The following is a 21,287-nucleotide window of genomic DNA, read 5'->3' on the forward strand; positions in this document are numbered from 1 at the left end:
GGCGTCGACCGGATCCCGCCCCGGTACGGCCAGGTGCTCGGCGTCGCCACGGCAGGCGCGGTGGTCTCCCTCATCGTGGGCTTCGTCGGGGCCCCGCCAATCACTCACTCGGTGAGGGCGGCGTGCAGCGCGCCGGCCAGGTCGGGGTGGCGGAAGGTGAAGCCGGCCCCGGTCAGTACGCCGGGCAGGACCCGGGTGCTGGTGAGCGCCTCGTGGGCGAACCCGCCGAGCGCGATCCGCAGCGCCAGCGCGGGGATCGGGATGAGCGCCGGGCGGTGCAGCTGGCGGGCCAGTTCCCGGGTGAACTCGGCGTTGGTCACCGGATTCGGACCGACCACGTTGACCGGGCCGGCCAGGTCGTCGCGGGCCAGCAGGAACGCGACGGCGTCCAGCCAATCGGCCATCGCCATCCAGGGGATCCACTGCCGGCCGCTGCCCAGCCGGCCGGCGATGCCCAGCTTGAACGGGAGCAGTTGCGGCTTGAGCAGGCCGCCGTCGCGGTGCAGCGGCAGCCCGGTGCGCAGCCGCACCACCCGTACGCCGGCGTCCTCGGCCGGCCGGGTCGCGGCCTCCCAGACCCGGCAGACGTCGGCCAGGAAACCCTCGCCCGCCGGGGCGTCCTCCTCGACCGCCCGGTCGCCGGTGTTGCCGTACCAGCCCACCGCGGAGGAGTTGAGCAGCGCGGCGGGCCGGTCCTCCGTCGGCAGGCCGGCGATCGTGATGGCGAGCGTGGTGGTGGTGTCGACCCGGCTGGACCGGATCACCCCCCGGTACTCGTCGTCCCAGCGCTTGTCGCCGACGCCCGCGCCGGCCAGGTTGACCACCGCGTCGGTCTCGGCGACCACCGTGGGGTCGAGCTGGGCGGCGGACGGGTTCCACTGCCGCTCGTCCGGGGTCCGGGGTGGCCGCCGGACCAGCCGGGTGACCTGGTGTCCGTCCGCGGTGAGCCGGTCGACCAGCCGGGCGCCGAGGAAGCCGGACGCGCCGGCCATGAGGATCCGCATGCTCATATCTTCGGGTACGCAGCCGGACTCGGATGGGTTGAGCGGCATGACTCACCCGTCGCGCTCGGCGGATGGTGGTGACAGCGGCAGGGCCGAGTCACCACTCACGGTCGAGGAGGTCCTGGTCGATCGCCGCGTCGAGGTCACTGCGGAACTGTGCTTCGTCGAGGACCGGCGCGGTGGCGAAGGCGGCCATCACCTCGGCGCGAGGCACGAAGGTGCGTGTTGTCACTCACCGGTCCGGCCGTCGATCGCCTCGCGCAGGATGTCGGCGTGGCCCAGGTGTCGCGCGTACTCGTCGATCATGTGGGTGAGCACCCAGCGCAGCGAACGCGCGTTCCCCGTGCCGGGGGAGCGACCGATCGCGTCGAGTGGCCGTTCGGCGGCGATCCGCTGGGACACCGCGACCTCAGCCCGCCAGGCCGCGAAGGTTTCGGCGCCGGTGGCCGCGGCGATGTCGGTGAACGGCGCGTCCGGGTCGTCGGTGAGGTCGTACAGGTCGCCGGGGAAGGCTTCGGCGATCACCGCCTGGAAGTACCAGCGTTCGACCGTGGCCAGGTGGCGGATCAGGCCGATCAGCGACAGACCGGACGACGGCACGGGCCGCAGCCGCAACTGCTCGTCGGTCAAACCGGCGCACTTGCGGACCAGGGCGTCGCGTTGAAAGTCGAGGAAGGTGTCGAGGGTGCTCCGTTCGTCCGCCGCGGGCGGCAGCGCGAACCTGCTGTCGACGGCGGGATCGGGTTGCCGGGGCGCAGGGGCCGGCGGGGCGTCGACGGGCGCTTGCGTGGGGGTCGTCGGCTGCCCCGACGCCTCAGTCGGACCGCGCCCCGGTCGTCCGCCGCTCACGGGGTGCCCCGGTGCGTCGTGTCGATGCCGTCGAGCATCTCGCTTTGTCCCCAACCCGTCGGTGCCGTCGCGTTGACCTTCGTAGATTAGTGCCCTGGTGCCGGTCTCCCGCATCGGGCATCCGGGTGGGGCGGGCCCTGATCGGCGGACGGTCGCCCAACCGAGGAAGCGGGCGTAGAGCTGGTCCGGCGCCGGCCCGTCGTGCGGGTTCAGCCGGTGCAGCTCGCCCGCCGCGTCGTGCAGCATCCCGCCCAGGTAGACCAGCAGCGCCACCCGCTCGCCCGCGTACTCCCGCAGCAGCCCCAGCCGGGCCGGCGCGCACGGCCACGGCGCGGCGCAGGCCCGGCAGAGCCAGAGCGGTCGCAGCGGCAGGTGCGCGGCGGTCACCACCGCCCGCCGTTGGCCCGCCACGTCTGCGCCGGGGTGAGCCGGCCGACCCGCCCGACCTGCGGGTTCGCCCGGGTCACCTCGTCCCACCAGCGGCTGTTCGGCGGTGGTGCGGGCGGCTCGGTGGGCACCGGCGCGTGCCGGTCCGGGCAGGCCGTCCAGCGCAGCCCGCACGAGCACCAGCGCCGCCCGTACCGCCAGGTCCGCCGGTGCCCGGGCGCGAGCGGCACCGGCGCCGCGTTCCGTCGCGGCCACCCCATCAGAGCCGCCCACCGGGTACGCCGGGCGGCAGCTCACCGCGCCCCGCCAGGGCGTCGACCACGTCGTCGGTCAGGCCGCGCGCGTCCAGCACCCGCCGCGCCCAGCGGTGCAGCAGGCAGGGGTACGGGGTCCGGTCGCTGCGGCAGAGCGGGCCGGTGGGCCACTGCTCAAGTTGGTGCACGAGCAGCACCCGCAGGGCGAGTTGGACGTCCTCCGGGGTGACGATCCACGGCAGGGGCAGTTCGCCGAGCACCTTTTCCAACGCGTCCACCGGTGGGGTGGCAGTCGTCCGCACGCTGTGCCTCCTTCACATCGCCGGTGGCGCCGGGGCGGGCGGGGACGGCCGGGCGCGCGCCTGGCCGGCCGGAGCCCGGCACCCGCCCCGGGCCTGTTCACGGAGCCCGTCGACGGGTGGTCGCGGGCAGGGGGCACCCGGCCGACTGCCGGGGGAGCGGCCGGCCGGGTGGTCCCCGGGGGAGACCGGCTCCGGGGTTTGCAGACCAGGGGAGCCGGTCGGGGTCAGCCTAAGATGACCGCTTATATAAAGCAAGCGATGTCCGGGCATCAGTTGCCATCACAAGTTCACGCGTGCTCAAATGGCGGGGCAGACCAGGGAGAACAGATGCCCGCCAAGGCCAAATGGGCGCGGCTCGCGGATCACATCCGCGAGCAGATCGCGTCCGGTGAACTCGCTCCGGGAGACAAACTCCCATCTACGGCCGAACTCTGCCGGGAGCATGGAGTCTCGACCATCGTCGTCCGTCAGGCCATCTTCGCGCTCAGGTCCGAGGGCCTGGTCGAGGGTGTGCAGGGCGTCGGCGTCTTCGTCGCCGAGGAACTGCCGCAGGGGCAGGGCAAGCCGTGACGCCTGCCCGTCGGCCTCCTCCTGGGTGAGGCCGACGGGACGGGCGGGCAGCCAACGCCACCACCCCCGGGGCCCACGGAAACCTGGGCTCCGCCTTCGGCCAGTCGGCCGCCGGGCGGGCCGTCAGGGGCGACGTAGGTGCATGACCATCGCCGGATACGGCCCCGAGGGCAGCTCAGCCGTTGCCTCACCGGCGGGTACGACGTTGTCCATCCGCATCTGGAACTGCTCGACGTCGGTGGTGTCGAACACGATCCGCCACGCCCAACCGCCGCCGTAGCCGCCATCGAGCTCCACGATGCCGCCCGCCCCACGATTTCCGGACAGCGACAGCGACATCGGCACCGGCTTCTGATGCCACGAGTCGCCCCACACCGCCGCGAGCGAGCCGTCCTCGCCGGCGGCCCAGACGACGATCAACCCGTCCTGCGGACCGTCGTCGGGATGCTCCCACCGATAGCCGATCGAGGTCAGGTGGCCGCCGGCAGCGACGGTCACCGTCGCGGCGGCGGGGGAGTCGGCCAGCGGATCACCGGGCATCAGACGGAACCCGTTCGTCCCCATCCAGGTGCCCACGAAATCGGGAAGGATCATTGCCAAACCCTAGTGGCGGGTCCGACGCATTCGGGCGTCGCCAGCCGGGTGATTCGTTTACGACATCAAGTTGGTAGGACGCGAGGAAGCATCCGTCCCCGGGGCCCGGCGCCCCGCACGGCACCCCGCGCCGCCGAAAACTCCGAACGACGCCGGCCGGGCGCGAGCAGCGAATCCGCTGGTCCCGCCCGGCCGGAGCCGGCATTGTCAGGCGCTGGCGGGTGCCGGGCGCAGATCGGCCAGCAGCCGTTCCACCTCGGCGAACGCGTCCGCGGGCAGCGGCCCGTACGCCAGGGTGCCGTAGTTCTCCTCCGCCTGCGCGACGGTGCGGCAGCCGGGGATCGGCACGGTGCGCGGGCTGCGGGCCAGCAGCCAGCCCAGCGCGCCCTGGGCGAGGGTACGACCGTCGGCGGTGAGCGCGCCGCGGATGGCCTCCAGCCGGGCCGACCACTCGGGCGTCGGCCGCCCGTCGGTGAACCAGACCAGCCACTCCGGGGCGGCCCCGCGCACGTCGTCCCGGCCGACGGCCCGCCGCGCACCGGTGAGCAGGCCCATGGCGAGCGGCCCCCGGTTCAGGCTGGCCAGGTCGAGCGCGTCGCAGACCGCGAGCATCTCCGCGTTGTCCTTGAACACCGACTCGTCGTGCTGCACGGCGGCACAGTGCGGACCCCCCTCGGCGAACGCGCGGGCCGACGCCGGGTTGTCGGTGCTCCAGCCGTACGCCCGGATCTTGCCCTGGGTGACCAGGCCCTCCAGGGTGTCGACCAGATCGAGCGCGGCGGACGCCGGCAGGTCGTTGATGTGCAACTGGTACAGGTCGACGTGGTCGGTGCCCAGCCGGCGCAGCGACTCCTCCAGGCTGGCCACCGCGTACCCGGGGCTCGGGTCGGTGCCGGTCCAACGGCGGGTGGCCTCCTCGGCGCGGTTGCCGAACTTGGTGGCGATCACCGCGCGGTCCCGGCGGCCCGCCAGCGCGCGGCCCAGGACCCGCTCGCTGTGCCCGGCGCCGTAGTTGCTGGCCGTGTCGAAGAGGGTCACCCCCAGGTCGAGAGCGCGGTGGATGGTCCGGATCGACTCGTCGTCATCCACCTCGCCCCAGCCGAACGGCTGCCCGCCGTCGCCCCAGAGCGGGCCCCCGATCGCCCAGCAACCCATGCCGAGTGCGCTTACCTCGATGCCGCTGCGACCCAGAATTCGTGTCGTCGTCATGGCACCAGCTTTCAACCTGGAGTGCGCTCCAGGTCAAGCGCTAGGATCGGCCGACATGAGCGGTTACTCGCCGTCGGAGGCCGCGACCCGCAGCGGGTTCAGCCTCGACACTCTCCGCTACTACGAGAAGATCGGCCTGCTCAGCGACATCGGCCGCACCTCCGGCGGGCGCCGGGTCTTCACCGACGACGACCTGGGCTGGCTGGTGCTGTTCCGCTGCCTGCGCGACACCGGCATGCCGATCGCCGAGATGTGCCGGTACGCCGAACTCGCCCGGGAGGGCGAGCACACCACCGGCGAACGGCATGCCCTGCTGCGCCGGCACGCCGAGCGAGTCGAGGAGCAGGTGCGCCTGCTCCAGCGCCAGTACGACCACCTCCGCGAGAAGATCCGCTACTACGAGCAACTGGGCTGACCGCTCACTCGCCGGTCCGGCTCCACAGCTTCACCACGGTGTCAACCTCGTCAACCACGCGCTGCCAACCGGTGAGGCGGGTGACGGGCCCGGACCGGTCGAGCCACGAGAAAAGCTGCCGGCGATGTTCGTTGAACCGGCCATTGACTCTCTCCCGCCGTTTTCCCGTGACATCGGCGGCCCTGACGAGACATTCGCGGAGCTTCGCCTTGGGGTCGGCGATCGACTCCACCTCGTGTGCCCTCGGTAGTCCGAGGCTCACCCGGCCGCGAGGGTTGCCGGCCACCTGCCGAATCGCGGCCTCGTCGAGGAGGAGCCATGCTTCGGTCATGCGTACGGGAATGATCGGAACGAGGGCGGATCCGGCGGACACCGGCGTGGTGGCGGCGCGGATCTCCCTGAGGCGGGCCTGGTAACCCGCGTTGTCGGCATCCCGGTGCACGACGATCACATCAACCGTTCCGCCGGCCAACTCCAGGCCTGCCGTAACGCGGGAACGGACGTCCTTGCCCACCTTCGGCAGCAGTTCGAACGACGGGTGGCTCAAATTGACCTCGACGCCACGTTCGAAGAACAACAGCTCGACGATATCGGCCAGCGGCTGGTCGGAACTTCCTTCCGCCACGAAGAGGCCGGAACGTGCGCGGTCGCTCACGCCGTCAGTCCTGGCGGAAGCCGCAGCCGGGCGGCGGAGGGATTCGCCAGATACGTCACCACGTCCGCTTCGGAGAAGGTGGGCCGGCCCGGAACCGTTCGCCAGGAGCCGCGGAACGGGAGCAGTGACAGCGACCTGGCGATGGCCCCGTCCGGAGTGGCCTTCGGCTTCAGTTGGCCCAACAGAAGGTCGTCCGGGTCACAGAGCTGCACCACCGCTGGAGAGTGCGTGTTGACGATGACCTGACGAAACGGGTTGTTGTCAACCGGCGATTCGGTGGGATCGACAGCCAGGTCCTGAACGAGCTGCATCATCGCGGGCAGAACTGCCGGGTAGAGGCCGTTCTCGGGCTCTTCCATGCACACCAGCCCGGTCAGGTCGGCGTCCTGTAGCAGTACGCAGAGCGCGAGGAAGCGCAAGGTGCCTTCGGAGAGGGCCCGCGCGGGAAGCCTGAGCCCGCCCTTCTCCTGGAGGAAAAGCGTGAATGTCTGCCGTACCTCATCGAACTCGACGTCCAGCGTCTCCACGTTGACGCCCAGGTCAGCGAGCCGGCCGGCCACAGTGGCGTACGTACGCTCCGGGTCGCCCGACCAGTCGGGGGCATGGGCGATCCGGTGGAGCGTGGCGGCGAGGTGCCTGCCCCGGGAAGAGAGTTGTTCCGGATTCACCGCCTCGTCCGGTGCACGCAGGGCGTACGGCTCCAGGGCCAGCCGGCGCCAGCTCTGCATCTCTCGTCTGACCGCGAGAATCGTCGGGTAGTCGCTGGTGCTCGTCGTGCTGAGCACGGTACGACCCGCGCGCTCCGTGAAGCGTGACTTCTCCGGCCCCGATCCGTCCGCGTGCAGATCGAAGATCACTCCATCGTTCGTGGCAGCGACGTCGGTCGACAGGAACACCCGTCGCTGGTCATCGTGGACGACGACGGCGTCCAGGAAACCCGGCGCGGCGGGAAAACGTAGCCGCGACTGAGCGGGATCGACTTGGCGCAGATCCTCGCTCACCACACGCAGTCCCCCCGTGCCGTGTTCCCCTCGGCTGGGTTCGTACCCGAGGACCACCTCGTAGCGAAGCCACGTCGCCGATGGCCGGGTCCGCTCACCCAGGTCGTCCTGAACCTGTCTGGGAACGATCATTTCGGCAGCCAGCGTCATCCGGTGGTGCGCGCTGCGGTATCCGTCGCGGAAGAGGTCGCGGGGGTCACTTCCGACCCGCCCAGCGGTGCCGCGTACGCGTTGGGACGCCTGCTGGAGGGAGTCGGTCGCCAGGTACGACAGGAACTCGATCACGTCGAACAGATTCGACTTGCCGATGCCGTTTGCTCCGGCGATGCAGGTGAAGGGGCCGAACTCGACATCCACGTCGAGCAGGTTCTTGAAGCCCTGCACCTCAAGCCTGGTGAGCATGGTCAAAGCTTAGCCACGGCCGCCCGCCCGCCCGTGCCGCCCCTGATGACGGCGTGGCGTTGGGTCATGGCGACTCGGGGAGAGCCCGAGGAGATTGCCGGCCACCGTCGCCGCGCCCCAGCGCGGTCGTTGAAGAGGCGACGGATCGTCTCGCCGTACGCTGGCGCTCCGCCGTGTCGAGCCCGGGCAGGGTGACGGTGACCCGAACGAGGTGTGGGCGATGGAGCTACCCGACTGGTGGCGCGGCCCGAAGGCGGTCCAGCACCGGGATCAGCGGTTCGACGGCGGCTTCGCGGACCACGAACCGGGTGACGCCCCAGCGCCGCCGGTGCTCCCGTACCGCCGCGACGATCTCGTCCGCGCTGCCGATCAGCACGAACGGGGTGGCCAGCAGCTCCGGCCCGGTCAGCCCGACCTCCGCGGCCCGCTCGGCGGCCACCGCCCCGGCGTCGTCGGTGACCACCACGGTCTGCACCAGCGCCTCCAGCGCCGGCGGTTCGGCCCGTCCGGCGGCGCCGGCCGCGACCTGGTCGAGCTGCGCCTCGATCTGGTCGGCCCGCCACCGGGCCTCGTGCCGGTGGCCGTCGGCGAGGGTACGCCCGAAGCCGGCCAACCCCACCACGTCGGCGTGCGCGCCCGCCCAGCGCAGCATCGTCGAGTTGGAGGTGCCCAGGGTGAACGGGATCCGCCGCTGCACCGGCCGGGGCTTGTCCAGTCGGGCCGAGCGGGCCACCAGGTCAGGGCTGTCCACGGTGACCTCCTCGCCGGCCAGCAGCGCGCGTACCGCCTCGGCCACGGCCAGGCCGCGGCGCACCCGGCCGGCCACGTCGGGGCGTTCCCGCCCGACCGCCCGCCACTCGGCCGGGGTGTGGCCGGCGCCGAGACCCAGCCCCGCCCGGCCGCCGGAGACCACGTCCAGGGTGGCCACGTCGGCGGCGAGCAGGATCGGCTCCCGGACGCCGGCGTTGGAGACGTACGAGCGCAGGCCGATCCGCGACGTCACCGCCGCCGCGGCGGCCAGCGCCACGAACGGCGAGGCGCAGGAGCCGGGATGGTCGGCGACGGAGAGCGCGTCGTAGCCGGCGGCCTCGACCCGGCGGGCCAGGTCCAGCCAGCTGGCCGCGTCGGTGGGCTGAGCCTGTACGGAGAACGTGATCACCGCCCCAGCATCGGCGGCCCGGCCGCCGCGCGCCCAGCTATTCTGCTGACCGGCGAATCCCGGGGCGCTGCCGTGAAGTGTTAGGCGGGGGCCCCGCCTTACTCCTCGTGCCAGCGGGCGCGCCAGGCGGCCTCGTGCGCCTCGTGGCTGGTGCGCTCCTCGAAGACCAACTCGTGCAGGGCCCGCCGGGACTCGCCGAAGACCACCACCTCGGCGGCGACCAGCCCGACGCAGATCACGGTGAGTACGGCGAGCGCGGCCAGCGCGGGCAGCGACGAGGTGACCGGGATCGCCACCGCGAGCAGCAGCACCGCCACCACCCGGGTCCAGCTGAGCGTGCGCAGGGTACGCAGCTGGAAGAGCATGTTGCCGCAGATGTAAAAGATCACCCCGCCGAACAGCAGTGGCACGTCGGGCCCGTGCGACCGCTCGTAGTTGCTGACGGCCGGGTCGGCGATCTGGTGCACGATGCCCTCGGCGCCCAGGGCGAACAGGATGATGCCGGCGATCATCGGCAGGTAGAGGTAGCCGTAGGCGTCCCGGGCCATGGCCACCCGGGGGCGACCCTTCGTCGCGTGCAACGCGATCCGGGCGGCCGGCCCGATCATGTCGTAGTGCACCCACCAGAGGGCGGCGGTGAAGAAGATGCCGAGCCCCGCCGCGGTCACCCCGGCCCAGGTCGGCGGGTGGCCGAGCAGGTTGCTGCCGACACCGACGGAGATCACCGACTCGCCCAGGGCGATGATCAGGATGAGGTCGTACCGTTCGGTCCAGTGTTCGGCGGAGGTCACCCCCCAGCCCCAACTGCCCGCGACGAGGCCGGTGCCGTACTGGAGCAGCACGACGGCCACCCACAGGCCGTCGCGGACCAGCGTGGCCCGCCCGTCGGGGCCGATCCAGGGCGGGACCAGCGCGGCCGCGAGTAGCAGCAGGGTGCTGAGCACCAGCTCCGGCAGGAACCGCATGAGCTGTCGGCGTTCGGTCGTGCTGTCCCGGATCGCGTGCCAGTACAGCGCCAGATGCACCGCCCGGATCACCACGTAGCTGATCGCCGCCACCACCGGGCCGGCGTTGTTGCCGTGCGGGTCCCGGAAGGCCTGCGGTAGCGACAGGGCGAAGGTGAACAGCGCCGCCATGCCGACGGTCATCAGGACCGGGACGAAGCCTTCGCCCAGCCGCACCCGGGCGGCGACGATGCTGTGCACCACCCAGCACCACCAGAGCACCGCCAGCACCAGCAGCGCGTGCAGCAGGGCCGTGCCGGTGATGTCCCGCGCGGTGGCCCGGGTGATGATGAAGAACGAGAAGACGAAGACCAGGTCGAAGAAGATCTCGAACCGGTCCACCCGGGCGCCCGGGGCCACGGGCACGGCCGGCCCGAGGCGCCCCTGCCACCCGTAGCCGCCCACCGGCCGAGTCTTTCAGCCGTCCATGCGGCGCAGGTGCCGAACCGGGCAGGTCGCCCGGGGCGGAGCGACCCGGGTACGGGAAAGGGGCGCGCGACCGGTGCCGCACGCCCCTTTCCCGTCGATCAGGCCGTCAGAGCCCCAGCTCGGCCTCGAAGTTGCCGGCCTCCAGCCGCTCCTTGACCGCCACCAGGAAGCGGGCCGCGTCGGCGCCGTCGATCAGCCGGTGGTCGTACGACATGGCCAGGTAGACCATCGAGCGGACCGCGACGACCTCGCCCAGCTCCGGGTCGCTGACCACGACCGGACGCTTCACCACGGCACCCGTGCCGAGCATCGCCGACTGCGGCGACGGCACGATCGGGGTGTCGAAGAGGGCGCCGCGGCTGCCGGTGTTGGTCAGCGTGAAGGTCGCCCCCGCCATCTCGTCCGGGGTGATCTTGTTGGACCGGGTGCGCTCGGCCAGGTCGGCGATCCGCTTGGCGAGGCCGCCCAGGTTGAGGTCACCGGCGTCGTGGATGACCGGCACGAGCAGCCCGCGCTCGGTGTCCACCGCGATGCCGAGGTTCTCGGCGCTCGGGTAGGTGATGGTGCCGGCGTCGAGGTCCATGCTGGCGTTGACGATCGGGTACGCCTGCAGCGCCTCGATCGCCGCCACGGCGAAGAACGGCAGGAAGGACAGCTTCACGCCGTGCCGCTGCTGGAACGAGTCCTTCGCCTGCGCCCGCAGCTTGGCGACCCGGGTGACGTCCACCTCGACGACCGTGGTCAGCTGCGCCGTCTCGTGCAGCGACTGCTGCATCCGCTTGGCGATGGTGGCCCGGATCCGGGGCAGCTTCTCGGTGGTGCCGCGCTTCGCGCTCGGCTGCGGCTTCGCGGCCGGCTTGGCGGCCGGGGCCGCCGCGGCGGCCGGCTGCGCCGCCGGGGCCGGCGCGGCCTTGGCCGCCTTGGCCTGCTCCGCCGCCTCCAGCACGTCCTGCTTGCGGATCCGCCCGCCGACGCCGCTGCCGTTGACCGAGGAGAGGTCGACGCCGTGCTCGGCGGCCAGCTTGCGGACCAGCGGGGTCACGTAGCCCGCGGCCTCCTCGCCGCCAGCCGGGGCCGGGGCGGCCGGGCGCTGCGCCGCCGGGGCGGCGGGCTGGGCGGCCTGTTCGGCCTTGGCCGGCTGCTGCGCGGTCTCCGCCTCGGCGGCCGGCTCGTTGTACGACATGCCCGGGGTCGGCTCCTCGACCTTGGGCTCCGGCTTCGGCTCGGCCTTCGGGGCCGGCTCGGGCTTGGCCTCCGCCTTCGGCTCGGGCTTCGGCTCCGGCTTCGCCTCGGCCGCGCCGCCCGCCGCACCCACGATCGCCAGGTCGGCGCCGACCTCGGCGGTCTCGTCCTCGGCGACCTTGATCTCCAGCACCGTGCCGGCGACCGGCGACGGGATCTCCGTGTCGACCTTGTCGGTGGAGACCTCCAGCAGCGGCTCGTCCACCTCGACGGTCTCGCCGACCTGCTTGAGCCAGCGGGTGACCGTACCCTCGGTGACGCTCTCGCCCAGGGCCGGCATCTTCACCGGGGTGCCCCCGCCCGCCGCCGCGGGCGCGGCCTGGGCCGGCTCCTCGACGGCCGGCTGCTCGGCCTCCGCCTGCGGCGCCGCGGCGGCCTGCTCGGCCTGCTCTGCCGGCGCCTCCTGCGGCGCGCCGGCCGCGCCGCCGCCGGCCTGCTCGCCCTCACCGGCGATGACGGCCAGCTCGCTGCCGACCTCGGCGGTCTCGTCCTCGCCGACGACGATCCGGCTCAGCACGCCCGCCGCGGGGGACGGGATCTCGGTGTCGACCTTGTCGGTCGAGACCTCGAGCAGGGGCTCGTCGACCTCGACGGTGTCGCCCTCCTGCTTGAGCCAGCGCGTGACGGTGCCCTCGGTGACGCTCTCGCCGAGCCGGGGCATGGTGACCGATACCGGCATCTTCTAAGACTCCTTCATTTCCCTGGTGGGATCATCGCCCGTCGCCGGACGCCGCGGTTGTGGTGATCAGGCGTGTGCGTGCAGCGGCTTGCCGGCCAGGGCCAGGTGCGCCTCGCCCAGGGCCTCGTTCTGCGTCGGGTGGGCGTGCACGAGCTGCGCCACCTCGGCCGGGTACGCCTCCCAGTTGTAGATGAGCTGCGCCTCGCCGACCAGCTCGCCGACCCGGGCGCCGACCATGTGCACGCCGACCACCGGGCCGTCCTCCACCCGGACCAGCTTGACGAAGCCGGCCGTCTTGAGGATCTGGCTCTTGCCGTTGCCACCCAGGTTGTAGTTGTAGGTCTTGACCTTGTCGGCGCCGTACTGCTCCTTGGCCTTCGCCTCGGTCAGGCCGACCGACGCCAGCTCCGGGTCGGAGTAGGTGACCCGGGGGATGCCGGCCTCGTCGAGCACGGCCGGGTTCTGCCCGGCGATCTCCTCGGCGACGAAGATGCCCTGCGCGAAGCCGCGGTGGGCGAGCTGGAGGCCGGGCACGATGTCGCCGACGGCGTAGACGTTCGGCACGCTGGTGCGCAGCCGCTCGTCGGTCAGCACGTAGCCGCGGTCCATCTGCACGCCCTGGTCCTCGTACCCGAGGTTGGCGGTGTTCGGGCCGCGGCCGACGGCGACCAGCAGCAGCTCGGCCTCGACGGTCTCGCCACCCTGAATGGTCAGCTTCACGCCGTTGTCGGTCTTCTCGACCTTCTCGAACGGCTTGCCGACCTTGAAGTTGATCTTACGCTTGCGGAAGGCCCGCTCCAGCGCCTTCGACGACTCCTCGTCCTCGGCGGCGACCAGGCGGGGCAGCGCCTCGACGATGGTCACGTCCACCCCGAAGGACTTCCACACACTGGCGAACTCCACGCCGATCACGCCGCCGCCCAGCACGATCGCCGAGGACGGGACCCGGTCCAGGGTCAGCGCGTGGTCGCTGGTGATGATCCGCTCGCCGTCGATCTCCAGGCCGGGCAGGCTTTTCGCGTACGAGCCGGAGGCCAGCACGACGTTGCGGCCGGTGTAGCGCTTGCCGTCGACCTCGACGACGTTCTTGCCGACCAGCTTGCCGTGACCCTCGACGATGGTGATCGCCTTGTTGCCCTTGAGCATCCCCTGGAGACCCTTGTACAGGCGGGCGATCACGCCGTCCTTGTACGAGTTGACCGCCGCCATGTCGATGCCGACCAGTTCGGCCTTGACGCCGAACTGCTCCGACTCGCGGGTCTGGTCGGCGATCTCGGCGGCGTGCAGCAGCGCCTTGGTCGGGATGCAGCCGTTGTGCAGGCAGGTGCCCCCGAGCTTGCCCTTCTCGATCAAGGCGACCGAGAGGTCGAGTTGGGCGGCACGCAGCGCCGCCGCGTAGCCGCCGCTGCCACCTCCGAGGATCACGATGTCGAAGGTTGCGTCGTTCGGCTCGCTCACGTCCAACTCCCAGGTCGCGTCGCTGCATCGGGGGTCCTGGCGGGGCCGCACGGGCACACCCCGCCTCGGTCATCTTGTCACCACCGCGCCGTACGCGCGTAGTGAGGTGCCCAACGACACGTGACCGACACGTACCCTGGCAACCATCTTCGATGACGGACGGTGGGGGAGGACGTCGGTGGGGCTGTTCCGGAGACGCAAAAAGGCGCGTACGGAGACTGGTGAGCGCGCTGTCGGACGCGCCGATCTGGAGTATCTTGAGAACTTTGTCCGGACTCGGCGAGGGGTCGAGGCGTACATCGAGCCGCGGACGACGGTCACCGAGACCACCGTCATCCTGATCGCCGACGACGGGGAGTGGACCCGCCGCCGGATCGACGGCCCGGCCGGCGCCCGCCGGTTCGCCCACCGCCTGGCCATCCCCGTCTACGACGTCCGCCTGATGGGCTACCCGCAACGCATGCGCGACTACAACGAACGCCGCAAGCGCCGCCCCGAACTCTTCTGACTGCCCGCCCGGCAGACGCGGACGGGGCGCCTCCCCGGGTGGGGGAGGCGCCCCGTCGGGGCGTACCCGGTCAGCCGTTGGCGGCGACGTCGTCGATCAGGGCGAGCAGGGTGCGGACCGGGACGCCGGTGCCGCCCTTGGTCCAGTAGCCGGTCGCCTCGCCGGAGTGGTAGCTCGGGCCGGCGATGTCGATGTGCGCCCAGGCCACGTCGTCGGTGACGAACTCGCGCAGGAACACGCCGCCCTGGAGCATGTGGCCGGCCCGGTCCATCACCGCGTTGACCTGGGAGATGTCCGCGACGTCGGAGTCCATGCCCTTGCGTACGTCGTCCGGCAGCGGCATCGGCCAGGCCGGCTCGCCGACCGCGTCGCCGGCGTCCTTGACCCGCTCGCACAGCTCCGGGGTGCCCATCACACCGGCGATCCGCTTGCCCAGCGCGATCACCTGCCCGCCGGTGAGGGTCGACGTCTCGAACAGGTAGTCGGTGCCGTCCTCGCAGGCCCGGGCGATGCCGTCAGCCAGGATCATCCGGCCCTCGGCGTCGGTGTTGAGCACCTCGACCTTCTTGCCGTTGTACATGGTGATCACGTCACCCGGCCGGTAGCTGGTGCCCGACGGCATGTTCTCCGCCATCGGCAGGTAGCCGGTGACGGTCACCGACGGCTTCAGCGCGGCGACGGCGAGCATCGCCGCCCCGACCGCGGCCGCGCCGCCCATGTCGGACTTCATCTCCCACATGCCCTGCGCCGGCTTGATGGAGATGCCACCGGTGTCGAAGGTGATGCCCTTGCCGACCAGCGCGACCCGCTTGCCGTTGCCGCCGCCCGCCGGCGTGTAGGTCAGCTTGACCAGCCGCGGCGGGGCCTCCGAGCCCTGCCCGACAGCGATGATGCCGCCGTAGCCGCCAGCGGCGAGCGCGTCGGCGTCGAGCACCTCGACGCCGAGCCCGGCGTCGCGGGCGGCGGCGGCCACCGCGTCGGCGAAGGCCGGCGGGCGCAGCTCGTTCGGCGCGGTGTTCACCCAGTCCCGGCAGAGCCGGACCGCGTCGGTCACCGCCTGCGCCCGGGTGATCTCCGCCTGCGCGGTCGCGTCACCGGCGTCCGGCACGGCGACCAGCACCTCGGCCACCGGCTCCCGCCGGGCGGGCTGCGGCTTGGTCTTGTAGCCGGCGAAGCGGTAGCCGCCGAGCAGCGCGCCCTCGGCGACCGCGCGCAGCGCGGCCGGGGCGTCGGCGTCGTCCGGCAGCGGCAGCGTCAACGCCACCCGCGGGGCGCCGGCCAGCGCGCGCACCACGGCGCCGGCGGCCCGGCGCAGCGCCTCCGGGGCGGGGGCGGCGCCGGAGGGCTCCGGGCCGAGCCCGACGGCGGCGACGACCGGCGCGCTGATCGTCCCCAGCGTGGCCAGCTTGATCACCTCGCCCGGCCCGCCGGTCGCGCCGAGCAGCGCCAGCGTCTCGGTCAGCTTGCCGTCGAACGCGGCGGCGATGCTCTCCGCGCCGCTGGCAAGCAGCAGGGCGCCGGCGGGGCCGCTGGTGGCGGCCTGCTCTCCGGTCTGGCTGTGCACGCCGATCACGATCGCGTCGACGGCGAGCTCGGCGGGGTCGGTGTCGACCAGGCTCAGGGTGGTGCTGGGCGATGTCACTGAAGCTACTCCGGGCGGGCCGGGCCGGCCGCGGAGTCGCGTACCGGCGATGAAGGTCTCCGGCGGCAACGTACCCGCCGGACGTCGGGTGAGTCCCGCCGATGTTCACAACGGGTCCCGCCGATGCTAACCACAGGTGCCGGTCCCGGTAAGTTCCCACCCATGACGGACCTGACTCCCGACGCCGCCGCGACCCGGCTGCGCCGTTCCCCCCTGCACGAGCGGCACACCGCGGCAGGCGCCAAGTTCGCCCCCTTCGGCGGCTGGGAGATGCCCCTGGAGTACGCCGGCGGCGGCGTGCTCAAGGAGCACGCGGCGGTGCGCGAGGCGGTCGGCGTCTTCGACGTCTCGCACCTGGGCAAGGCGCGGATCACCGGACCCGGGGCGGCCGAGTTCGTCAACTCCTGCCTCAGCAACGACCTGCGGCGGATCGCACCCGGCAAGGCGCAGTACACGCTGGCCTGCGACGACGCCACCGGCGGCGTGATCGACGACATCATCGCCTACCTGCACGCCGAGGACCACGTCTTCCTGATCCCGAACGCGGCCAACACCGCCGAGGTGGTGCGCCGGCTGCGCGCCGCCGCGCCGGCCGGCGTGACGGTCACCGACGAGCACGACGCGTACGCGGTCCTCGCCGTGCAGGGGCCCCGCTCGGCCGAGCTGCTCGGCGCGCTGGGCCTGCCGGTCGGGCACGAGTACATGAGCTTCTCCACCGCCCCCCTCGACGGGGTGGAGCTGACGGTGTGCCGCACCGGCTACACCGGCGAGCTGGGCTACGAGCTGGTGATGGCCGCCGAGCACGCGGTCGCCGTCTGGGACGCGCTGTTCGCCGCCGGCGAGGCGTACGGGCTGCGGGCCTGCGGGCTGGCTGCGCGGGACACGCTGCGCACCGAGATGGGGTACCCGCTGCACGGGCAGGACCTGTCGCCGGAGATCACCCCGGTGCAGGCCCGCTCCGGCTGGGCCGTGGGCTGGGACAAGCCGGCCTTCTGGGGCCGGGACGCGCTGCTCGCCGAGAAGGCCGCCGGCCCCCGCCGTACGCTGCGCGGCCTGGTGGCGGTCGACCGGGCCATCCCGCGCCCCGGGATGACCGTGCACCAGGGCGACGCCGAGCTGGGCGTGATCACCACCGGCACGTTCAGCCCCACCCTGAAGCAGGGCATCGCCCTGGCCCTGCTCACCACCGACCCCAAGCTGGCCGACGGCGACGAGGTCGAGGTCGACATCCGCGGCCGCCGCGCCCGCATGCGCGTCACCCGCCCCCCGTTCGTCCAGCCCTCCGTCCGCTGACCCCACCCCCCACGCCCCAAAGGCGTTGATCAAGGGGTTTGCGTCGTCCTGGACCGGATCTTTGACGCAAACCCCTTGATCAACGTGGCGGGCGGGGTGGGGGTGGGGTGGGTCAGTGGGAGGGGTGGGGGCGCTCGCCGGCGTCGAGGACGGCCTGGGTCCAGCCGCCCTCGATGACGCCGGTGCCGTCCAGCACCGCCCAGTCGATCACGTCGGTGGACTCCACCACGACGGGCGAGCCGATGCGTACGCTCGGGTCGCTGCTGGCGTCGCTGGCGCTGGCCCCGACGATCCGCTCCGGCGCCTCCCACGAGGTCACCCCGGCCCAGACGTACTCCGGGCCCTCGTCGGCGGGCAGGCCGTACTTCACCACCAGCTGGGACTCCGGCGGCAGCGCCCCGGCCAGGAACCGGGCCCGGATGTCGCCCAGGCCCGCCCGCGCGGTGGCGATCGCCTTCGACATCGCGTCCCCGGAACGGGCGTACCGCACGTCGGGCTGGATGCCGGCGAAGAGGGTGGCGCAGGCCGTGGCGAAGTAGCGGCCGGCCGGGCCCGGGTGCCCGGGCGGGGGCCGCAGGGTGATGAACGAGTCCGCCTCCGGGTCGGTGGCCGGGTCCAGCTCCAGGGCGAGCAGCACCGGCGCGGTCGCCCCGTGCTGCTCCGGATTGCCGTACGCCACCGCGATGTCGTGCCCGGTCACCGTCGCCAGCACCGGGAGCTGCACGAACGCCGGCACCTCCTCGCCGGCCAGCCCGTCGGTCCAGGTGCGCAGCAGCCGGCGGGCCGCCCCGGTCAGCACCGCGCCCCAGGCCCGGGTGAGGTGGTCGGGCACGCCCTGGGTCTGCAACTCCAGCAGGCCGAACCGGCGCAGCCCCTTGGTGGTGAACCAGAGCCCCTCGGCGTCCGACGAGTACGGCACCAGCACCCAGTCGACCAGCCGGATCCGCCCCCGCTCGTCGGGGAGCGAGCGCAGCGCGGCCGCCGGGTCGAGGAACTGCAGGCCGAACACGTCCACCACGTCGCCGTCGACGGTCTCGGCGATGGCGGCGGCGACCGCACGGGCCGCCCACTCGTGCGCCGGCGGCCAGCCCGGCCGGTACTCGGCCTGCACCACCACCAGGTGGCTGGCCGAGGCGAGCCGGCCCAGCTGCTCCTCCGTCGCCCCGAACGCGGTCAGCAGATCCGGCGGCAGCTCCGGAAACTCGCTGATCGGCCGGGTGTCGACGCTCATCAGCGGGCTGTCCAGCATCTGCTTCGCCAGCCCGAAGACCGGCTCCGCCAGCCGCCCGGCCAGCGCCCGTACCGCCGTCTTCGGGCTCATCCGGGGCAACCCGGCCATCGGCACGAGGTAGGTCGCGCTGAGCGACTCGGGCACGGGCACGGGCAGGAAGTCGTCCGTGATGAGCATGAAGTCCCCCGTTTGCCGCAGCCGGTGCCGTCGTCGAGAGAACGCTACCCGCCGCCGCGTGCCGTCCTCAGCCGGACAGCACCAGTCCCAGGTAGGTCAGCGTGGTGACCACCTCCACGACCGCGCCGAGCACGTCGCCGGTGATGCCGCCGAAGCGGCGTACCAGGTGCCGCAGCAGCCCGACCGCGACGGCCAGCGCGGCCAGCACGGCCAGCGGCCCCTGCCACGGGCGGCCCGGCACCGCGCCGGCCGCCACCACCGCGACGGCGGCGGCGCCGAGCACCGGTGCGACCGGCCCCACCGTGCCGGCGACCAGCGCGCCGAGCCCGTCGGGCCGGGCCGCCGGCACGCCGCGCCGGCAGGCCAGGGTGACGCCGAGCCGGCCGGCCGCGGTGGCCGCGACCACCGCGGCGAGCGTCGCCGGCCAGGGCCGCCCGGCCAGCTCCGCGAGCGCCGCGGCCTGCACCAGGAGTACGACCACCAGCGCGGCCACCCCGAACGGCCCGACGTCCGGCTTCTTCATGATCTCCAGTGCCGCCCCACCCCGCCGGTACGACCCCAGCGCGTCCACTGTGTCGGCCAGCCCGTCGAGGTGCAGGCCCCGGGTGAGCAGGGCGGCGCAACCGACCGTCACCGCCGCCGCGACCAGCGGGGGAGCGAGCGCGGCCGAACCCGCCAGCAGCACGGCCAGCGCCACGCCGAGCAGTGCCCCGACGGCCGGGGCGAACGCCATCGCGGTGCCCGCCGCCGCCCGGTCGATCCGCCCGGCCCGCACCGGCAGGGTGGTGAAGGTGGTGACCGCCAGCCGCAGGCCGTCGCCGAGGCGGGACTCAGCCGGCACGCCGGCCGGGCGGATCCGTCGCCGGGTCGGTCGCGGCGGTACCGTCCGTCGCCACCGGCGCGACGCCCTCGACCGGCGCGGCGCCCTCGACGGGCGCGGTGCTGGTCGGGCCCGGGCCGGCCGGTTCCGGCTCGGCGAACTCGGCCAGGTCCGGCACCGGCGCGGTGACGTCGCCCCAGGTGGACTCCGGCGTGTCCGGGTCCGGTCCGCCGTCCGGCTCGGGCGCGCCGTCCGGGTGGGCCGGCAGCGCCGCGGCCAGCGCCAGCACCGTGCGCAGCAGCGGCAGGGCGGCCAGGGCGTTCGCCCCCTCGCCCAGGTCGAGCCGCAGGTCCAGCAGCGGGGTCAGGCCGAGCACGTCGGCGGCCAACCGGACGGCCGGGTGACCCCCGTCGTCGGCCAGCAGGCACCAGTGCCGGGCCTGGCCGGCCAGGTCGCGGCTGATCATGCCGGCCGCCACGCCGACCGGGCCGTCGAGCAGCACCGGCACCCGCCGGGCGGTCGCCCCCAGCAGCACGCCGGTCGCCACGGCCAGGTCCCCGCCGCCCAGCTCGGCCAGCACGTCCTTCGCCCCGCGCGGCGAGCGCCGGCTGCGGTGCAGGGCGTCCCGGACCGCCGCGCAGCGCCGCATCCACGCGGCGTCGTCGAACTCGCCGGACGCGGTGACCACCCGGCCCAGCACCGCGGGCGGTTCCGCGCCCGCAGTGGCGGCCAGCACCGCCGCGGCGGCCGCCTCGGTGCCGGCGCCGCACGCGCCCAGCACCAGCAGGCGTACGCCGTCCTCGGCGGCCCGCTCGGCGAGCTGCCAGCCCTGCTTCAGGGCCGCCTCGACCTCGGCCGGGGTGAGCGCCGGCTCGTCCTCCATCGCCGCCGCGGCGGGCGCCTCGACCACGTGGACCTCGGCGTCGGTCTGGGCGGCGAGCCGGGCCAGCGCACCCTCGCCGGCGCGGGCCTGCCGCGCCCGGCGGTCCGACTCGCCCGGGGCGGTGCCGGCGGCGGCACCCCCGGCGTGGTCGCCGTGCAGCAGCAGCACCCGGACCCGGTCCCAGGCGGCCGGGGTGGGGGTGCCCTGGGTGGCGGCGGCGAAGGAGACCAGCCGGTCCAGGGCGCCGAGCCCGGTGCCGGGCACGTCCAGGGTGACCAGCCGGTCGATCGCCTGCGGGCCGGCGTACTCGTCGGGCATCGGCAGTTCCATGCCCGGCTGGATGACCAGGCCGGTGGCCACCATCGGCAGGGTCATGGTGGGCGACGCCCAGGCGGTGGCCGGCTCGCCCGCCGCGGGCACGGTGGCCGGCGGTGCCCCGCCCGCCCCGTTCGCGGTCCGCGGGCTCGGCGCGGCCGGCGCCGGCCTGGCTGCCACCGCCGGGCCGGGTCCGGCCGGCGTCGCGGCGGTCGCGGCCGGCGTGGGGCCGGCGGCGGCCGGCTTCAACCAGCTTGGCTGGCCGGCGACGACCAGGACGACGGCGTCGCAGGCGTCCGCGACGGCGCGGTTCGCCGCGCCCAGCGCGTCGGTGAAGGCCCGGCCCAGCGGGGTGGTCGGTACCAGGGAGAGCCCGACCTCCGGACTGACCAGCACCACCCGGGCCGGGCTGTCCCGGATCGCGGTGGCCAGCTCAGCGATGGTGGCCACGTCGTCCGCCGGCTGGTGCGCCGGATCGAGCAGCACGGTGACCCAGCCGCCCAGGTCGTCGACGAGCAGCGTCTCGTGGGGCTCGGCGGTGGCGATCACGTCGGCCAGCCGGCGCGGGTCCTCGGCGGTCTCCTCGGTCGTCCAGCCGCCGGGCCGGCGACCCCGGTGCGCGGCGAGCCGGGCGGCCCACTCCGCGTCCTCCGGGTCCGCCTCGGCGGAGGTCGCCACGTACCGGACGGTCGGGGCGTCGGCCACCAGGGACTCGGCGAATTCGGACTTGCCGGACCGGATGCCTCCGAGCACCAGGACCGCGTTCCACCCGTCTACGGACATGCCCCGTACCTTAAGGCCGCCC

General features: G+C 73.5%; 20 protein-coding genes and 1 pseudogene. 4 read left to right on the forward strand and 17 right to left on the reverse strand.

What is annotated here, in order from left to right; all coding sequences use genetic code 11:
- Window positions 1–104 precede the first annotated feature (104 nt).
- The 5 genes from AB0H57_RS12520 to AB0H57_RS12540 form a co-directional block, all read right to left on the reverse strand.
- On the reverse strand, window positions 105–1,004 hold the full coding sequence (locus AB0H57_RS12520) for a TIGR01777 family oxidoreductase (RefSeq protein ID WP_357505598.1): 900 nt from the start codon (window positions 1,002–1,004) through the stop codon (window positions 105–107).
- Between the two features lie 97 nt (window positions 1,005–1,101).
- Window positions 1,102–1,236, reverse strand: coding sequence for a hypothetical protein (locus tag AB0H57_RS12525; protein WP_357505600.1), 135 nt, complete (start codon window positions 1,234–1,236; stop codon window positions 1,102–1,104).
- A complete protein-coding gene (locus AB0H57_RS12530; protein WP_357505602.1) occupies window positions 1,233–2,264 on the reverse strand; it encodes a DinB family protein in 1,032 nt (343 codons plus the stop codon). The genes AB0H57_RS12525 and AB0H57_RS12530 overlap by 4 nt, the downstream gene beginning before the upstream one ends.
- Window positions 2,237–2,470 (reverse strand): hypothetical protein, encoded by a 234-nt coding sequence (locus tag AB0H57_RS12535; protein ID WP_357505603.1) that lies wholly within the window; start codon window positions 2,468–2,470, stop codon window positions 2,237–2,239. Before AB0H57_RS12535 ends, AB0H57_RS12530 begins: the two co-directional genes overlap by 28 nt.
- Before the next feature lie 29 nt (window positions 2,471–2,499).
- Window positions 2,500–2,796, reverse strand: coding sequence for a hypothetical protein (locus AB0H57_RS12540; protein ID WP_357505605.1), 297 nt, complete (start codon window positions 2,794–2,796; stop codon window positions 2,500–2,502).
- A 327-nt stretch (window positions 2,797–3,123) separates the two neighbouring features.
- Here AB0H57_RS12540 and AB0H57_RS12545 point away from each other — a divergent pair, with 327 nt between their 5' ends.
- Window positions 3,124–3,366: a winged helix-turn-helix domain-containing protein gene (locus tag AB0H57_RS12545; protein WP_357505607.1), complete on the forward strand. Its 243-nt coding sequence runs from the start codon at window positions 3,124–3,126 to the stop codon at window positions 3,364–3,366.
- Window positions 3,367–3,489: 123 nt separating this feature from the next.
- On the opposite strand, the gene AB0H57_RS12550 is transcribed toward AB0H57_RS12545, so the two are convergent.
- Complete coding sequence (locus AB0H57_RS12550) at window positions 3,490–3,960, reverse strand: hypothetical protein (protein WP_357505609.1); 471 nt, start codon at window positions 3,958–3,960, stop codon at window positions 3,490–3,492.
- Window positions 3,961–4,167: 207 nt separating this feature from the next.
- On the reverse strand, window positions 4,168–5,169 hold the full coding sequence (locus AB0H57_RS12555; RefSeq protein WP_357505611.1) for an aldo/keto reductase: 1,002 nt from the start codon (window positions 5,167–5,169) through the stop codon (window positions 4,168–4,170).
- A 55-nt stretch (window positions 5,170–5,224) separates the two neighbouring features.
- Between AB0H57_RS12555 and AB0H57_RS12560 the strand changes: the two genes are divergently transcribed.
- Window positions 5,225–5,584 (forward strand): MerR family transcriptional regulator, encoded by a 360-nt coding sequence (locus AB0H57_RS12560; protein WP_357505613.1) that lies wholly within the window; start codon window positions 5,225–5,227, stop codon window positions 5,582–5,584.
- Window positions 5,585–5,588: 4 nt separating this feature from the next.
- On the opposite strand, the gene AB0H57_RS12565 is transcribed toward AB0H57_RS12560, so the two are convergent.
- The 6 genes from AB0H57_RS12565 to lpdA form a co-directional block, all read right to left on the reverse strand.
- Window positions 5,589–6,239, reverse strand: a complete 651-nt coding sequence (locus AB0H57_RS12565) for a hypothetical protein (protein ID WP_357505615.1) — start codon at window positions 6,237–6,239, stop codon at window positions 5,589–5,591.
- Window positions 6,236–7,642 carry an AAA family ATPase gene (locus tag AB0H57_RS12570; RefSeq protein WP_357505618.1) on the reverse strand — a complete coding sequence of 469 codons (1,407 nt, stop codon included), beginning with the start codon at window positions 7,640–7,642 and terminating at the stop codon, window positions 6,236–6,238. Before AB0H57_RS12570 ends, AB0H57_RS12565 begins: the two co-directional genes overlap by 4 nt.
- Window positions 7,643–7,868: 226 nt before the next feature.
- A complete protein-coding gene (locus AB0H57_RS12575; RefSeq protein WP_357505620.1) occupies window positions 7,869–8,801 on the reverse strand; it encodes an LLM class flavin-dependent oxidoreductase in 933 nt (310 codons plus the stop codon).
- A gap of 98 nt (window positions 8,802–8,899) precedes the next feature.
- Window positions 8,900–10,210 (reverse strand): low temperature requirement protein A, encoded by a 1,311-nt coding sequence (locus AB0H57_RS12580; protein ID WP_357505622.1) that lies wholly within the window; start codon window positions 10,208–10,210, stop codon window positions 8,900–8,902.
- Window positions 10,211–10,340: 130 nt separating this feature from the next.
- The gene (gene sucB, locus AB0H57_RS12585; RefSeq protein ID WP_357505624.1) at window positions 10,341–12,155 is read right to left on the reverse strand and encodes a 2-oxoglutarate dehydrogenase, E2 component, dihydrolipoamide succinyltransferase; all 1,815 of its coding nucleotides are present in this window, start codon (window positions 12,153–12,155) and stop codon (window positions 10,341–10,343) included.
- A gap of 66 nt (window positions 12,156–12,221) precedes the next feature.
- A complete protein-coding gene (gene lpdA / locus AB0H57_RS12590; RefSeq protein WP_357505626.1) occupies window positions 12,222–13,613 on the reverse strand; it encodes a dihydrolipoyl dehydrogenase in 1,392 nt (463 codons plus the stop codon).
- 178 nt (window positions 13,614–13,791) lie between these two features.
- Between lpdA and AB0H57_RS12595 the strand changes: the two genes are divergently transcribed.
- On the forward strand, window positions 13,792–14,121 hold the full coding sequence (locus AB0H57_RS12595) for a hypothetical protein (protein WP_357505628.1): 330 nt from the start codon (window positions 13,792–13,794) through the stop codon (window positions 14,119–14,121).
- Window positions 14,122–14,191: 70 nt separating this feature from the next.
- On the opposite strand, the gene AB0H57_RS12600 is transcribed toward AB0H57_RS12595, so the two are convergent.
- Window positions 14,192–15,763, reverse strand: coding sequence for a leucyl aminopeptidase (locus tag AB0H57_RS12600; RefSeq protein ID WP_357505630.1), 1,572 nt, complete (start codon window positions 15,761–15,763; stop codon window positions 14,192–14,194).
- A gap of 162 nt (window positions 15,764–15,925) precedes the next feature.
- Here AB0H57_RS12600 and gcvT point away from each other — a divergent pair, with 162 nt between their 5' ends.
- Window positions 15,926–17,056, forward strand: a complete 1,131-nt coding sequence (gcvT, locus tag AB0H57_RS12605) for a glycine cleavage system aminomethyltransferase GcvT (RefSeq protein ID WP_357505632.1) — start codon at window positions 15,926–15,928, stop codon at window positions 17,054–17,056.
- A 112-nt stretch (window positions 17,057–17,168) separates the two neighbouring features.
- On the opposite strand, the gene AB0H57_RS12610 is transcribed toward gcvT, so the two are convergent.
- The 3 genes and pseudogenes from AB0H57_RS12610 to AB0H57_RS12620 form a co-directional block, all read right to left on the reverse strand.
- The gene (locus AB0H57_RS12610; protein WP_357505634.1) at window positions 17,169–18,464 is read right to left on the reverse strand and encodes a DUF2314 domain-containing protein; all 1,296 of its coding nucleotides are present in this window, start codon (window positions 18,462–18,464) and stop codon (window positions 17,169–17,171) included.
- Window positions 18,465–18,531: 67 nt separating this feature from the next.
- A complete protein-coding gene (locus AB0H57_RS12615) occupies window positions 18,532–19,305 on the reverse strand; it encodes an adenosylcobinamide-GDP ribazoletransferase (protein ID WP_357505636.1) in 774 nt (257 codons plus the stop codon).
- A gap of 100 nt (window positions 19,306–19,405) precedes the next feature.
- Window positions 19,406–21,265: pseudogene (locus AB0H57_RS12620) on the reverse strand (bifunctional adenosylcobinamide kinase/adenosylcobinamide-phosphate guanylyltransferase); the annotation flags it as partial.
- Between the last annotated feature and the right edge of the window lie 22 nt (window positions 21,266–21,287).

Source organism: Micromonospora sp. NPDC050686, assembly GCF_040654475.1.
GTDB lineage: Bacteria > Actinomycetota > Actinomycetes > Mycobacteriales > Micromonosporaceae > Micromonospora.